The following is a 14,054-nucleotide window of genomic DNA, read 5'->3' as shown; positions in this document are numbered from 1 at the left end:
CTTACGTCGACTGTAAACAAAACTATGACTTTACGAATCAAACTTTTGACGATAGAACTGAAGGTGGCCGTTTCACGAACGAAAGAAGGCACCATGCCGAGGCATACTCGCACCAGTCCTAACAAGGGCTTCTTGGGCGTTTCCGCGGGTGCATTGGCCGTGCTGGAAACTCTGCTGGACGGACGTCCCCGCACGCGGGTGCGCATAGCGGACATGATTGGTGTGGCCCGTTCCACGGTTGCGCTCAGGGTCGATGAGCTGGTGTCAGCCGGCCTCGCGAGGTTTGAAGAAGATCCTGTATATTCCGGCGGAAGGCCGTCAATGCGGATCCAGCTTGTCCCCGACAGCCGCATCGTGCTTGCCGTCGACATCGGAGCAAATCACGCCGTGACAGGGCTCGTTGATCTTAATAGCCGACTGATCGTCCAGCGGCGGCGCGAAGTAGACGTAGCGACGCGGCCCGAAGAGATTCTTTCGTGGGTAATGGACGCGGCGGCATCCTTGCTCGCGGGAAAGGCGTGGGATGTTTCCCGGCTGGCCGCCGTTGGGGTGGGGTTGGCCGCACCCATCGAACACGCGACCCTACGGCCGATCAATCCGCCCATCATGCCTTTGTGGGATGGATTTGATGCGGTTTCTTGGTTCCAAGGTCGTCTTGACGTGCCCGTCCTGGTTGAAAAGGACGTCAACCTCATGGCTCTGGGTGAACGGCGCCTCAAGTGGCCGAAAACGCAGAATCTCCTATTTGCCAAGCTCTCCACCGGTATTGGTGCCGGCCTGATCCTTGATGGCAAGTTGTACCGGGGCGAGCAGGGAACCGCTGGCGACATCGGTCACGTGCGCCTTAGCCGAGACATGGACACACCTTGCCACTGCGGGAACCATGGCTGCTTGGAAGCGCTTGCGAGCGTGCCCTCTCTCATCGCCAAGCTCCAGGGCGAGGGGCAGGGGCTGGAATCAGGATCGGACATCATTGAGCTGCTCAAAGCCGGGAATATCGACGCTGTTCAGGCAGTACGGCAGGCGGGCCGTGATCTCGGAGAAGTCCTGGCTTCCACAGTCAGCCTTATCAACCCGTCTGTGATCGTGATCGGAGGTTCTCTGGCGTCCGTGGGCGAGCATCTCATAACAGGAGTCCGTGAGATAGTTTTCGCCCGTGCCATGCCCCTGTCCACCAAGGGCTTATCGATCGTCCAGGCAGCACCTGGTTCGAACGCCGCGCTTATAGGAGCTGGTGTGCTGGCGGTAAACCATGTGCTCCACGCAACCTGAGAGCAGTAATCTACAAGGCCACCAGTACGTCAGCAGGGAGCGTTGCCCTGCGGTTGTGTGAATGCCGCACGCCGACGGTGAAGGCCCCCAATTCGCGTGCCAATGACAGGAAGGTGTCACTGTCTTCCAGGACGAGGGCCGGAGGCTTACACGTCGAGCGGAACAGTGCCTCCTTGTCTGTCGAGGGATCCCTCCGGCCGACCGTTACATGTGCGGACAAGTTCCACTGTTCAAGCATGGATGCGATCAGTTCGGGATCTCCGTTAGAGACGACCGTCTGGGAACGGGCGACGTTCGCGAACGCAGGGATCAGCGCGGAGGCGAGCCATGAGGGATCCAGGCTTTCGTGCGCAAGGCTGGCAATAACACTGGACCGCTCCGTAGAGAGTGCTTCGATTTCACTGGGGTCCGCGGGAAACCCGTCTTCGATGAGCCGGTCCCAGATCCATTTCTCCGTGTGGCCAACAAGCGGCTCAAAATAGGCGTCAGCAAGTTTGTACGAGCGTCTGTTGGCAAGAATAACGTAGCTACGCTCGTGAATCGGCTCGGAATGGGTGACGACGCCGTCAAAGTCCCAAATGATGTTTGCTGCAGCCGCCCGGGGCGACAACGTTTCAACCAGCTTCGACACGTCTTGGCTCGTGTACATCGACTGCTCCTTCCACGCTGCCGGTTCCGTAGGCGGAGCGGCCCGTGCTGTGAGGGGCGCGGCAGTATTGGTCATGGTCTTCCTGTTTCCTGAGAGAGTGGGCGGGCGGGCAATCGGGAAGGGGAGGCAGAAGGGGCACGGATTGGGCCTCCGCGCCCCTTTGTTTTGGCTGGCTATTGGTGTTGCTTAGCTGTCAGCAGGGGTTTGGTGCCTGCGTGGAATGGTTACGCCGCGGTGCTGGAAATTCCCAGGCGATGCGCCCTCCAACGGGTGCGGCCGCAGCGGCTCTCAGCGTGGAGAGATACGGACGGAGGCCGTTTTCGGGCCGTCGCCCTGCATGATCGGCACGGCCGGGCTGCCTGGGTACTTGGTTTCGTAGGCGGCGTCGATTGCTGCTTCGTCATCTGTTCGGGCCGGTTCGAAAGTCACGTTCCGGTAGGCTCCATCCACGCGGACGCGGCCGGCCTTCTGAGTGACTGCCGCCTGGTACCAGCGGGAGGATGGTCCGTTGGCCGCCCGCACATAGACCTTGCCGTCCACGACAAGGGCCCAGGTCTGGGTCGGCGTGCCGTAGGTGGTGCCGTCCTCCCGGTACGGGGAGACGAACAAGTCGGCGTTCTTTTCGATTGCCGCGAGCAGATCAGTGGACCAGTCAGTCATTTGTGTGTCCTTTCAGGTAAGGCAGAGACGCCGATGGGGGTTAGAAGAGTTCGCTGATGGCCTGGTCACTGGAGTGGACATAGCGTCCGCGTTGCTTCTCACCGAAGGGCCCGTAGGGGTAGTCATTCGGTGTGGGGGCGCTGACCTCATCGAGGCGTGTGGTGGCTTCGGCATCCAATACAAGATCCCCTGCCGTGAGGTTCTGCTCGAGCTGGTCGAGGGTCTTTGTGCCGATAATGGGCGCTACGACCAGTGGAGGCGTCGGTGGGTTGAGGCTCAGCGATCGATGGAAATCATGTTGGCCTCGTCGTGCCGCGCCCCCGCTGCGGGTTGGAGCGAGTTGAGGCGTTCGAGCTGGCCGGCGGTGAGTTCGACGGAATCGGCTGCGGTGTTCTCTTCGATGCGGGAAACGCGGCGGGTGCCGGGGATCGGGGCGATGTCATTGCCGCGGGTCAGCAGCCACGCGAGGGCGGTTTGCGCGGCGGTGGCACCGATCTCGGCGCCGATGCTCTGGATTTCGTCAACGATGCGGAGGTTCCGGACGAAGTTCTCGCCCGTGAAGCGGGGGTTGGTTTTACGCCAGTCGTCGTCGGCGAAGTCATCGACGGTCCGGATCTGCCCGGTGAGCAAGCCATGTCCGAGCGGTGAGTAGGGGACGAAGCCGATGCCGAGTTCGCGCAGCAGCGGCAGGATCTCCGCCTCCACGTCGCGGGTCCACAAGGAGTACTCGGTCTGTAGTGCCGTGACGGGCTGGACGGCGTGTGCCCGGCGGATGGTCTCCGGGGAGGCTTCGGACAGCCCGAAGTGCAGCACCTTGCCCTCAGCGATCAGGTCCGCAACGGCGCCTGCAGTTTCTTCGATCGGCGTTTCCTTGTCGACCCTGTGCTGGTAGTACAGGTCGATGTGGTCGGTGCCCAGGCGCTTCAGGGATCCCTCGACAGCGGTGCGGATGTTCGCTGCGCTGCTGTCGATCACGCCGGGGCCGCCGTCGAAGTGGGAGACCAGGCCGAACTTCGTGGCGATTTTGACCTGGTCCCGGCGTCCCTTGATCGCCTGGCCCACGATCTCTTCGCTCAGGAACGGGCCGTAGATCTCGGCGGTGTCGATGTGGGTGACGCCGAGGTCGAGGGCGCGGTGGATGGTGCGGATGGACTCCGCGTTGTCCAGAGTGCCCTCGCTCGTGTAGGTGCCGGCCATAGTCATGGCACCAAGTCCGATGCGGGAGACTTCCAGGCCTCCAAGGCGTACATTCTTCATCTCTTATTCCTTTCGGTGTTGTTCTCAGGCCTGGGACGTGGGCATGGCCCACAGCTCGGCAATGGAGGACCGGCGCGGGCGGGTCACCATGAGGGCGATGCTGTCGGCGATGTCCCCGGGCTGCAGCGGCTCGGGGATCGCGTCCGAGGCGGCTAGTTCGTTCTTGATGGTGTCGTTGTTGTGCGAGACGAGTTCGGTGTCGACCGCCCCCGGCTCGAGCACACCTACGCGGACGTGCTTCTTCGTGACCTCCTGGCGCAGGGCCTCGGTGAAGCCGTTCACGCCGAACTTGGTCATGTTGTAAACGCCGAAGTTCGCCCATGCCTGCCGCCCGGCGTGGGAGGAGATGTTCACGATGTCGGCCACTTTCCGCGGCCCGTCCTTGGCCGCCGCGAGCAGGTGCGGAAGTGCCGCGTTGGTCATGTAGAGCAGGCCGTTCTGGTTAACGGAGATCATCCGCTCCCATTCCTGAACATCGGCACCAACGATGCGGCCGAGGAGCATGAGCCCGGCGTTGTTGATCAGGATGTCCAGGCGGCCGAAGCGATCGATGACCTCCGCTACGGCCTGATCGGCCTGGCTGCGGTCGGTGATGTCAGCCGGAACGGCATAAGCGGTGCCGCCGGCGGCCTCGATCTCGGCCACGAGTTTGTCGAGGCGGTCCTTGCGCCGGGCGACGACAGCGACGGACGCCCCCTGCTCGGCGAGGCGGCGGGCGGTGGCGTCACCGATGCCGCTGCTCGCCCCGGTAACTAGGGCGACGGTTCCGCTCAGTTTTGCTGTCATTGGTTGTTCTCCTTCAAGTGGTGGGGACGGTTTTTGGGCAGGTGCCAGCCACGTGCGTCCACCGGGATTGTTGTGTGAGTTGCTTAGATTTGTTGGCCGGCCGGCGCGCTGGGCTCAGGGAATCGGCCGGCGGCGACGCGTGGGTTTAGGCGTCGTCGTGAGCCAGGTTGCTGGAGAGCTCGCGGTGGGCGTCGGCCTGTTCCTGGAGTGCCTTGGCCCGGGTCTCGAAGGCGGCCACGGCGTCGGCGCCGGCGGCGAAGCGCAGCGGCGGCGCCTCCAGTTCGGCGAGCTGGATCAGCGCCTCAGCGAGCTTGGCCGGGTCCCCGCCCTGAAGCCCGTTCATGCCCTTCCACGCAGTCACGGTTTGCTCGGTCCGCTCGGTGTAGTCCTCGATGGTGGAGTCCGCGTAGCTCGTGGATTCCGGGGTGAGGAGCTCAGTGCGGAAGAATCCTGGTTCCACGATCATGCTGCGGATGCCGAACGGGGCGACTTCTGGGGCCAGTGACTCCGCCCAGCCCTCCACGCCGAACTTGGACGCGGCGTACGCGGTGAGGAACTCCCCGCCTACGATGCCGGCGGTTGAGGAGATGGTGACCAGCAGGCCGGAGCGCTGGGCGCGCAGCACCGGAAGGGCGGCGCGGGTGACATTCATGGGCCCGAACATGGTGGTTTCGATCTGGGTCCGGAAGTCCTGCGGGGTGATTTCCTCGAAGAACCCGGCATAGAAGTTGCCGGCGTTGTTTACCAGAACGTCGATCCGGCCGAACCGGTCCACGGCTGCCTTGATCGCGGCGGCCGCGTCGGCGGGGTCGGTGACGTCGAGCTTGACGGCCAGGAGATCATCGTTTTCGCCGACGGCCTGGGTGACTTTTTCGGGGTTCCGGCCGGTGGCGACCACGGCGTGGCCGGCCGCGAGAGCGGCCTTGGCGATGTCGGTCCCGAGGCCGCGGCCCGCGCCGGTGATGAACCAGACCTTTTTCTCGGTCCTGGTGCTGTTTCGTTCAGTCATGTTCTGTCTCCCTAGGTGGAGTGTTTTGGGCCGCGTGTGGGAGCGGACGGGACAGCTGCGGATCCGCCGGCGGGTCGCCGGTGATGGCTGTTTCGGACGGTGATGCCGCCCAGCTGGCCAGGAATGCCAGCGCGTTTTGGGACGTGGAGCCTGGCTCCGCGGTGAAGGTGAACAGGGTCTGTCCCTGATCGCCGGGTAGGTTCAACGTCTCGAACTGCAGGGACAGGTCCCCGGCGACAGGGTGATGAAAGCGCTTGGTCCCGGTGGTGTGGATCCGTACGTCGTGTCCGGCCCACAGCGCGGCGAACAGCCCGCTGCGGGTGGTCAGTTCCCCGATCAGCTCGTTCAGTGCCCGGTCGTGTGGGTTCCGGCCAGCTTCGGAGCGGAGCATCGCGACCGTAGTGGCCGCGACCGCAGGCCAATCGGGGTAGAAGTCCCCGGCTCCCGGATCGAGGAAGAGATAGCGTGCCTGGTTCGGCCGCCTGTCTTGAGTGTCTGGACCAGCAGCTGTTAAGGAATCCAATACCGGCCCGTACAGCGCGCGGCCCAAAAGGTTTGCGGTCAGCACGTCCGAGCGGCCGTTCTGCACCACAGCGACCACTCCGGTCATCCCTTCCAGAAGACGCAGCACCCCGGAACGGACCCGCTGCTGAGTCGGACGACGCGCTGCCCGCCGCACTGGGGTGTTAGCCGCCCGCGCAAGGTCCAACAAGTAGCTTCGCTCCGCCTCATCCAACTCAAGGGCCGAGGCAACAGCCTCGAGCACAGCATCCGAAACGCCGCGCAGGCTACCGCGTTCCAGCCGCGTGTAGTAGTCCGTGCTTACCCCGGCGAGCTGGGCCACTTCCTCACGGCGCAGGCCCGGCACACGGCGCAGCTCACCATAGTTGGGGATGCCGGCCTGCTCCGGAGTGATCTTCGCGCGCCGCGAGATCAGGAAGTCACGGATTTCATCTTTTCTTGCCACAACCACCACGCTACGCAGGCTAGGCCGGCGGTGGCAGTGTCTATCAGACACCCCCAATTGGTAGTGAGGACCCGATGGACAGTATCGGTATCATCATCATCTACGAGGAGACAGTTCCGTTCCCCCGCTCACGCTCATGGGCGAGATCACCTCGGACCCGGCCGTCCTCCGAGACCTCCCGGACGACCTCGAACTGGAAGTCGCTCGGGTACAGGAGTGAGCCCGCCGGTCGAGGCCGCTTCGTGAAAGAGGTCGTACATGCGATCCGGGAACGAACCGGCCCGGACTTTCACGTCGGGCTCCGACTGTCCGTCGAACGCTATGGCTTGGTCTTGGCGGACATGGTCCAGCTCGTCGGCGAGCTCCTCGCCAGCGGAGACATCGACATCCTCGACCTGTCGTTGTGGGACGTTGCGAAGCCTCCCGCCAACGCCCCCGAAGGCAGTCGAACCCTCGTCGAGCACTTCCTGGACATGCCACGCCACGGAACAGTCATCGGTGTCGCTGGGCACCTCGCCAGCGCCGCGGCAGTGCAGCGGGTACTCGATCAGGGGGCTGACCTCGCCTACATCGGCAAGGCCGCTATCGCCGACCACGCCTTCTCCCGTCGGGCAATTGCCGACCCCGGCTATCGCGCGCCGTCCTTCCCCGTGAGACGGGACCACCTCCGCTCAGAGAAACTAGAGGAGTCGTTCGTGACGTACTTCGCGACCAACTGGCCTCAGCTGGTGAAAGGCTGACGTCACTCGACTCCTCCCTTGCACGGCGGGAGGCGGCGGCGCCCATCATTGCGGTGATCGCACGAACGCTCCTCCATGAGACCGACGCTATCGTCAGCTATCGATGGATCGCCATATAACACATGGTTGCATCTGATGAAATACGCAGCGTTCAGGCTCACCGCGCCCTATGGTTTCAGTCAGACTTAACTACACCCCAACCTGACGTCAACCACCGTGCTCATCCCTGTCGGAATAGTGTCTGATTTCGAGTTCGACGACAACGACTTAAGAAGTTCAAAAATCCTAGCTTGACAGTTTCCCCCACAGAGTTGAACTCCCCCCGCGACCAGCAGTCGTTCCCTTGCCGGCGACTCCCCCGCCATAAGCCCCTGAAAGGCCTATTCATGCCAGCGCCCGCGCGACGTTAGCTGGCAGACTTCGCCAGCTTGTGCCGCGACCTGTCATAGCGCCTCGTGGTCCGCGGATCCGCCTACCCGAGCCTGTCCTGCAAGTCATGCAGAGCCACGCCGTTGTCCAGGGCGTCGTGGCAAAAGTATGCCGCAGGCTGTGTGGACTGATCTGTCCTTCTACACCGGCTTTGCGGCCAGCCGCTGAACGGTGAGGAACGCCTGAGCGGTTCCATGCTCTGCCTGTCCTGGTGGTGAACAAGGGCCGGCTGCGGACAGGTCCCAGAATGGGAACCACATCAGCACCGCCGGTGCCCAGGTAGAAGTTCAGCACTTCGACAGCAGGAGCCGGCACGGCGTCCCGACCTTCCGCACGGCTTTCACACGGACGCCGGGATCGCTGTACAGGCAGGGGCCGACCGCAGTCGCGACGTCGTAGACGGACACCTGGTATAGCCGCGACCTGGTGACCCGCTGGGCCTGGAGTCACCCTCTCACCCGTGATGCATAGGCACAGCCTGAAGATCGTCACAGTCCGCACCAACTTCTAACTCAGGGGTTGGTGGCGAAAGTTCCCTCTGAACGGCCGCTTGCTTAGGCATGTGGGGCGGCAGGGCTGCGACACACACCCCCGAACTTTCGTCAGGCACCGCAGGTGAGGTGGCTGGGCAGACGGGCCTTCGCCGCAGCGTCGTAGTCCGCCCTCAACGCTCGCAGATCACCCTCGGACGACTGGCGAAAGTCGTCTCCCACCCGCACGACACCACAACAACGTTTTAGGACATGTCCCCGGTGGTGCGAGCATGGTGGGAAGAGAATGCGTACGAGCCTTCAAATCTGCTCATAAACAAGCGCCTCCGAGGCCGCATCGTCGTCAATTTGACCACTGCTCGTGCGCGGGCGACCTCCGGGTCTGCGGTCGAAGCAGTGGCTCCGAATTCGCGGGCAACATGTCGACGTACGTCGAGCCTGCCATCGCAGCGTGGCGCGCATGGCGGCGTTCCGGATCAGCGCCATTGTTGTCAACCTTGAAGACCCGGGTTCGACTGAGTTTGTCGCTATTTTCGACCGGCCTCGCCCTCACTCATCGAGAGCTTCTTGCCAGTGGCCGGCCAGCCGAGCAAGGGCCCGAGGCGCACCACTCCCAGAAGCCACCCTTGTCCCAGCCATTAGCCCGGTCTTCGGCATAAGCCATGAGTGCGCGCAGTCCACGCCAGGCGTTGTTGCCCCACGTAAAGGCTGTTGGAACGGTGTCGAAGGCGGATTCGGCGAACCAGCGGAAGAACCCGGCGCCGTAGTCGACTTTGGTTTGGGCTTCGGCCCAGGGCTTGCCCATCTCATCCACGATCAGGCGGGTGAAGTCGTCGCGGCGGTCGATGATGCCCTGGTAGGTGCGGGCAAGGATGTCGGCGCGGTCCCGTGGCGGAGTTGCTGCCCAGGCATTCTGCGCTGCGCACGCGGCGTCCAGTGCTGCCATTCCATCTTTGACGGCAGCCCGGCGACAGTATGAACTTCACGTACAGCCAACAGGTCAACACCGCCACCGTCAGCCCGGGCTGGACCGGGGCACCCCTCACGGACACCCTGCGACGACAGGACGGCAATCTCCTTAGCCTGGGCAACAACGGAGACACCGTCGACATCCAGCGCACCGGCAACCCCGTGAACCTGGGATCGGTGAACCCGAAACAGAACTATGCCAAGAGCCGGGAAACGATCACCTTCAACGCCACCATGACCGCGGCCACCGTCACGGTCAGCGGTATCCGCGCACAATCGTCACCGTGACCCTGGGCAGCATCGCAAGCGGCTCAACCGCGCTGCGTACGGTCAGCACCGCCTCTACGATGAACGAGGGCGGAATCGGCGGTTGGGCAGGAGGGCCCCAGCATAGACTTCAAGCGAGATAACTGGACGCCACAAGACCAAAGGACCATCATGCCGGCTCTCGATCCGACGACCTGATCTTTCGGTACAGCTGCGAATATCGGGGTGTTCCCGGCCCTGAGCGTCATCCGTCCGACTATCCGGTGGACTGGAACGTCTCGGTGGGCCGGACGGTGTGGGGCGACGAGGATGGCGGAGATGAGGAGGACGTGCCTGTCGGTAAGGCGAGCTTCAGGATCGTCCCTGACGCCGGGACCATCGACTTGCTCGACACCATGGAAGCTGTCGATCAGGAGATGATGCGCGTCGCAGAGATGCTCTTCCATGAAAGGCCAGACCTGATGCGCTCCGCCGGGATGGATCTGGGAAGTGATCTGCTCCTGCTGTCCTCCATGACGGTTGAGCCCAGGTTCCGGGGCAATCGCATGGGGCACGCCATCCTCAAGGCGATCCTGGGAACCGTGGCGCGCAACATTGCGCTGGTCATCCTGGAGGCAGCGCCGCTGCTGACCGATGATGGGCCGGAAGAAGGAACACCGGAACATGCGGCGGCCAGGGAAGCGCTGCGGCGCTACTGGATGAACTTTGGCTTCCGGCAGGCCGCCGGCGACTACCTCTTCTTTCTGGAGGCTGCCTGATGCCGTCGGGATCGATGGAACCGTCCGGGTCACAGGTCCGCGCGTTTACGGCCGCGGCCGCCGCAAACGGGGAGAGGCTGGTGCAACTCATTCCCCTTACGGGACTCCGCGACGCGGGAGTAGCACCGCTTGTTACATGTCCGGTTGATATACCCATCCCCCTTTGGGTTCAAACATCAGGGTCGTCATCGAGACCTTCCAGAGCCTCGATTTCCATCAGGTCCAGCAGCTTCGCTGTGTCGGTCCCTGTGGCGCGGGCGAGATCATCGAGGGCGGCGAACCGGGCGCGGGCCGGGACGATGGCCAGCTCCGCCAGGTAGCCGGCCCCGTTGCGCTGCACCAGGTCATCCAGGATTGCGTGCATCCGCCCCGTCATAGCGCCGGGGCCTTCGGATTCCTCGGCTGCAAGGCGCGTCAGCGTCAGCGCGGCCAGCTGCGGGTCGTCGTAGATGAGTCCCATGGCCCCACGCTACGCACGGCTGCCTCAGTTGTCAGTGATGGACTCCAGCAGCCACTGGTCCGACAGGGGATCGCGGCGCAACTCAAAGGTCCGGAGCGCCGAGGCTGAGGATCCGAGGCGGATTATCTGCCCCTGGTGAATGTATGCGCTGGTCAGCGACGGGTGGCGTGGAGAGCCAAGTTGGGCACGCATGGAAGAACGTGGTGGCGACAGCATCCCCGCCACAGTTCCCAGGACAATAAGACGGCACCGAATGCTCGCCATTTCGACCTGACGACATCAGGGGTCCGTCGGCTTACTATTTGAGCTCATAAAAAATGCCCCGCTGGACGGGAAACTCATCGTTGCTAGTCTCCGCTGTCTTAGGCAGGCTGGCACTCGCAGCTCTTCGAAATCTTCGCGCTCCGCAGCAAGGTCGATAAGTTCCCCGACTGCATCGAGGTCACCGCGGGCGGCTCGTCCCCGCAATGCAGACAGATCAGAATCGGACATCGTGAGGACCTTCCTCCGACTAGTGAAAGGGAGCTATTTTGTTGGCTGACGAAGCCCGCGCCGCCTCCGACACGGGAAGCTCTTGACGGGAGTCGATGATGAAGCTTACGTTACGATCGAATCGGCTGAATACTAACCCCTGCCGGGCCCGAATCTGACGAGGTCCAAGACCACGTTCGTGAAGGAGCCAGTCCCTCAACTTCTTGGGAATTCCGAACCCACAGCAAGTTCTTCTGCCAGTGGGTTCAAGAGGACCCCTTTATGGGAAAGGACCTGCGCCACTCTCTGCCCGGGTCAGTAGACAAAAACCGTTTCTGGGAGGGAGCGTGTAGGGATTCGACAACGTGTACTGGGGAACGCAACCGAGAGGCTGGATGGAAAGGTCGCCCCAACCAGAGCTCGCCGCCGTCGTCCAGCTCGGGATGACATCAGGGCAAGGCTATTACCTGCACCGCCCCACGATCCACCCCGCCGACTGGGCAGCCTGGGAAAGCTCCGCATGGGACTCCCGGCCGCCTCAGGTCCGGCGGTATGCGCTCCCCGGACAGCATTGCGATCAGATGCCTTCCAGCTGCTGAAGCTCCAGCTCGTCCACCAGGTGCTCCAAAGCCGTGCCTGTCCGTCTGGCCAGAGAGTCCAAGGCCGCGACGTGTAATCCTGCCAATGCGATCACCAGATCGGCCGCGCTGTCGGGGCCGTTACGCTCTGTCAGGTCATTTACCAGGGCCCGCATACGGACCGCCAACGGGCCGGGCCCTGGGATTCCTCCACGGCAACCCGTGTGAGGGTCACAGCAGCCAGGCCGGCATGACCATAAAGAAGAACCATGACCAAACGCTACGCCAGCGTAGGTCGGTCGAGTGGTTGTTTATGAACTCGAACATAGGCGTACCCTGAGCCTATGGACTCCGAGGTCCGGAATCTCAGGCTCCGCACAGGCATCACCGTGCCGTGCCTGGTCCAAGGTGACGCCGCGGCGAAACCGTTGCTCCTGCTCCATGCGTGGGCCGAATCACGCCGTAGCTTTGATCGCCTCATACCGCTCCTCGCCGGCTTCCGGGTTTACGCGCCCGACCTCCGCGGCCAGGGCGATGCGGACAAACCGGAGGACGGCTATTCGCTGGCCGAACAGGCCGAGGACGCGACCGCTATTCTCGAGGCCCTCGATGTCCCGAAGGCGTTCGTCCTGGGCTCCTCCAGCGGAGGCTACGTGGCTCAGCAGTTGGCGGTCATATATCCCGAGCGGGTCGCGGCCCTTGTCCTGGTTGGTTGTCCTTTGAGCCTCCAGGACCGTCTAACCTTCTCCGATGAAGTCGACGCGCTCACGGACCCGGTCGATGAGGACTGGGTACGGGACTTGCTGTCGTGGTTCCCGCTACTGCACGCAGTTCCTGCGTGGTACACCGAGGACCGAGTGCGCGACGGCGTGAGGATGCCCGCGCGCGCGTGGAAGGGCATGCTGGACGGCCTGCGTGCAGACACGCCGCCCACGGAGGCCGGCAACATCCATGCCCCCACGCTGATCCTCTGGGGCGCCGACGATGGCCTTCTGCCCCGGAGCGATCAGGAAGTCCTGGCGTCTCGCATAGCAGGTTCCATATTGAAGGTGTATCCGGGCGTCGCTCACGTTGTCCTGTGGGAATGCCCAGACCAGGTGGCAGAGGACACGGCGGCGTTTCTCAGTTCTGTCGCCTGATGCTCAGCACGGCCAACACGCCTACTAGAGTTCCGAGGGTGTTGGTCACTGGGGTGTGTTCCATCTGCAGCGGGTCGGATCTACCTGGTCGCCATCAATCGGCATAGGCGTCCAGATCCAATGGGCCGCCCATCCCGCCCGTTGCAGCTACCGGAAGCAACCGGGATAGAACTCGTTGAATGCGACGCCTGCGTTTTTACAGGGACGCTTGCGTTTTTATAGTCAGGGCCCGGTTTCCCGCTTGGGTTGCCCGGCACGGTCGACGCACACCAACCCCGGCGTCGACCCATCGCCGATTGCCGTGCAGGAATGCTCAGATCGCCGGGCTGAGATCGCCCGGCAAGATCTGAGCGGCGGGTTTCGGCGCGTGGACATATTCCACCGCCCGGCTGGCGAAGCCAAGGTGTGCGGTGGTGGGCCGGCTTGTGGTGGGTCCGCAGGGCAGACGGGGCCTTGTCACGTGGTCGACTCGCGAGCCGGAAGCCTGGCGAGGGCGGGCAAGGGCCTCGCTGCGCCGATTAGCGTGCGTACCCCGACTCGGGGTAGCCGCCCCTGCGGGTGCCGGCGCCGCCGCGTTTACGTAAAGTCTTACTGCCAGGGCTCTTGCGGGACGTTAGACGCCTGGGGAAGACTCTTGTGAATTGATTGACTGCGACCGTACGAATGATCCAGCGGGCAGCGACAGCGGTGTCGCGTTTCCCTCCGAGGCAATGACGCCACTGAGGGACGCCCCTACGGAAAGGACTGTCATGGCAGGGATGTTTGAACTTTTTGTTGATGCCGACGCGGCTTTCAGGTTCCGGCTCACAGCCCCGGATGGAACGGTGATGGCCGTTTCCAAGGCCTTTGATGACAAGCCCGCGGCTGTCGCGGGCATTGCTGCCGTGCGCGAGTACGCCGGCATGGGACTGATCACCGACCTGTGCCCCGCGGCAAGGCCACATCCATCGCCTGCGCCCACGATGTCCGTCCACCAGTCCAGCGATTCCCGCCGCGTCACGGCACGGGATCTTCATGCCAGCGCCGCTGCACCGCGCCGGGCAGCCCACAGCACCCGGCTGAACGGCGCGGCCTGACACCGGCGCCAGACATAGCCAGGCCTGGTCCTTATCCCTTCCGAGCAACGGCCCGTGGGCGGCGGCAGCGACCCCA

The 14,054-nt window shown here is 63.4% G+C and carries 17 protein-coding genes; 6 read left to right on the top strand and 11 right to left on the bottom strand.

Annotated elements, in window-relative coordinates; translation table 11 throughout:
• Positions 1–45 precede the first annotated feature (45 nt).
• Positions 46–1,272, top strand: a complete 1,227-nt coding sequence (locus J7I89_RS20240; RefSeq protein WP_251045633.1) for an ROK family transcriptional regulator — start codon at positions 46–48, stop codon at positions 1,270–1,272.
• A gap of 10 nt (positions 1,273–1,282) precedes the next feature.
• On the opposite strand, the gene J7I89_RS20235 is transcribed toward J7I89_RS20240, so the two are convergent.
• From J7I89_RS20235 to J7I89_RS20205, 7 genes are all read right to left on the bottom strand, one after another.
• The gene (locus J7I89_RS20235) at positions 1,283–1,996 is read right to left on the bottom strand and encodes a hypothetical protein (protein WP_214973946.1); all 714 of its coding nucleotides are present in this window, start codon (positions 1,994–1,996) and stop codon (positions 1,283–1,285) included.
• A gap of 213 nt (positions 1,997–2,209) precedes the next feature.
• The gene (locus tag J7I89_RS20230) at positions 2,210–2,581 is read right to left on the bottom strand and encodes a DUF2255 family protein (protein WP_214973943.1); all 372 of its coding nucleotides are present in this window, start codon (positions 2,579–2,581) and stop codon (positions 2,210–2,212) included.
• 40 nt (positions 2,582–2,621) lie between these two features.
• Complete coding sequence (locus J7I89_RS20225; protein ID WP_214973940.1) at positions 2,622–2,759, bottom strand: hypothetical protein; 138 nt, start codon at positions 2,757–2,759, stop codon at positions 2,622–2,624.
• A gap of 98 nt (positions 2,760–2,857) precedes the next feature.
• Positions 2,858–3,838, bottom strand: coding sequence for an aldo/keto reductase (locus tag J7I89_RS20220; RefSeq protein ID WP_214973937.1), 981 nt, complete (start codon positions 3,836–3,838; stop codon positions 2,858–2,860).
• Between the two features lie 24 nt (positions 3,839–3,862).
• The gene (locus J7I89_RS20215; RefSeq protein ID WP_214973934.1) at positions 3,863–4,624 is read right to left on the bottom strand and encodes an SDR family NAD(P)-dependent oxidoreductase; all 762 of its coding nucleotides are present in this window, start codon (positions 4,622–4,624) and stop codon (positions 3,863–3,865) included.
• A gap of 145 nt (positions 4,625–4,769) precedes the next feature.
• A complete protein-coding gene (locus J7I89_RS20210; protein WP_214973932.1) occupies positions 4,770–5,633 on the bottom strand; it encodes an SDR family oxidoreductase in 864 nt (287 codons plus the stop codon).
• Entirely contained in the window at positions 5,626–6,600 is a 975-nt protein-coding gene (locus J7I89_RS20205; RefSeq protein ID WP_214973929.1) for a helix-turn-helix transcriptional regulator, read from the bottom strand. Before J7I89_RS20205 ends, J7I89_RS20210 begins: the two co-directional genes overlap by 8 nt.
• A gap of 242 nt (positions 6,601–6,842) precedes the next feature.
• Between J7I89_RS20205 and J7I89_RS20200 the strand changes: the two genes are divergently transcribed.
• Positions 6,843–7,340 (top strand): hypothetical protein, encoded by a 498-nt coding sequence (locus tag J7I89_RS20200; RefSeq protein ID WP_214973926.1) that lies wholly within the window; start codon positions 6,843–6,845, stop codon positions 7,338–7,340.
• A gap of 1,473 nt (positions 7,341–8,813) precedes the next feature.
• Here the strand turns inward: J7I89_RS20200 and J7I89_RS20190 are convergent.
• Entirely contained in the window at positions 8,814–9,206 is a 393-nt protein-coding gene (locus J7I89_RS20190) for an aldehyde dehydrogenase family protein (protein ID WP_251045631.1), read from the bottom strand.
• Between the two features lie 29 nt (positions 9,207–9,235).
• Here J7I89_RS20190 and J7I89_RS20185 point away from each other — a divergent pair, with 29 nt between their 5' ends.
• Positions 9,236–9,517, top strand: a complete 282-nt coding sequence (locus J7I89_RS20185) for a hypothetical protein (protein WP_214973921.1) — start codon at positions 9,236–9,238, stop codon at positions 9,515–9,517.
• Positions 9,518–9,759: 242 nt separating this feature from the next.
• The gene (locus J7I89_RS20180; protein ID WP_308159980.1) at positions 9,760–10,254 is read left to right on the top strand and encodes a hypothetical protein; all 495 of its coding nucleotides are present in this window, start codon (positions 9,760–9,762) and stop codon (positions 10,252–10,254) included.
• 169 nt (positions 10,255–10,423) lie between these two features.
• Here the strand turns inward: J7I89_RS20180 and J7I89_RS20175 are convergent, their stop codons facing one another.
• The 3 genes from J7I89_RS20175 to J7I89_RS20165 form a co-directional block, all read right to left on the bottom strand.
• Positions 10,424–10,714 (bottom strand): hypothetical protein, encoded by a 291-nt coding sequence (locus tag J7I89_RS20175; RefSeq protein ID WP_214973918.1) that lies wholly within the window; start codon positions 10,712–10,714, stop codon positions 10,424–10,426.
• Positions 10,715–10,738: 24 nt separating this feature from the next.
• Positions 10,739–10,906 carry a hypothetical protein gene (locus tag J7I89_RS20170; protein ID WP_214974014.1) on the bottom strand — a complete coding sequence of 56 codons (168 nt, stop codon included), beginning with the start codon at positions 10,904–10,906 and terminating at the stop codon, positions 10,739–10,741.
• An 856-nt stretch (positions 10,907–11,762) separates the two neighbouring features.
• The gene (locus tag J7I89_RS20165) at positions 11,763–11,939 is read right to left on the bottom strand and encodes a hypothetical protein (protein WP_214973915.1); all 177 of its coding nucleotides are present in this window, start codon (positions 11,937–11,939) and stop codon (positions 11,763–11,765) included.
• A gap of 168 nt (positions 11,940–12,107) precedes the next feature.
• On the opposite strand from J7I89_RS20165, the gene J7I89_RS20160 reads away from it, so the two are divergent.
• Together J7I89_RS20160 and J7I89_RS20155 are read left to right on the top strand one after the other, a co-directional pair.
• Positions 12,108–12,902, top strand: coding sequence for an alpha/beta fold hydrolase (locus tag J7I89_RS20160; protein WP_214973905.1), 795 nt, complete (start codon positions 12,108–12,110; stop codon positions 12,900–12,902).
• Positions 12,903–13,651: 749 nt separating this feature from the next.
• Positions 13,652–13,978, top strand: coding sequence for a DUF1508 domain-containing protein (locus J7I89_RS20155; RefSeq protein ID WP_214973903.1), 327 nt, complete (start codon positions 13,652–13,654; stop codon positions 13,976–13,978).
• The last annotated feature ends 76 nt before the right edge of the window (positions 13,979–14,054 follow it).

This window comes from Arthrobacter sp. ISL-5, from assembly GCF_018613835.1.
Classification (GTDB): Bacteria; Actinomycetota; Actinomycetes; order Actinomycetales; family Micrococcaceae; genus Arthrobacter.
Note: the sequence above shows the minus strand (reverse complement) of the source record. Positions and strands in the feature narration are given on the sequence as shown.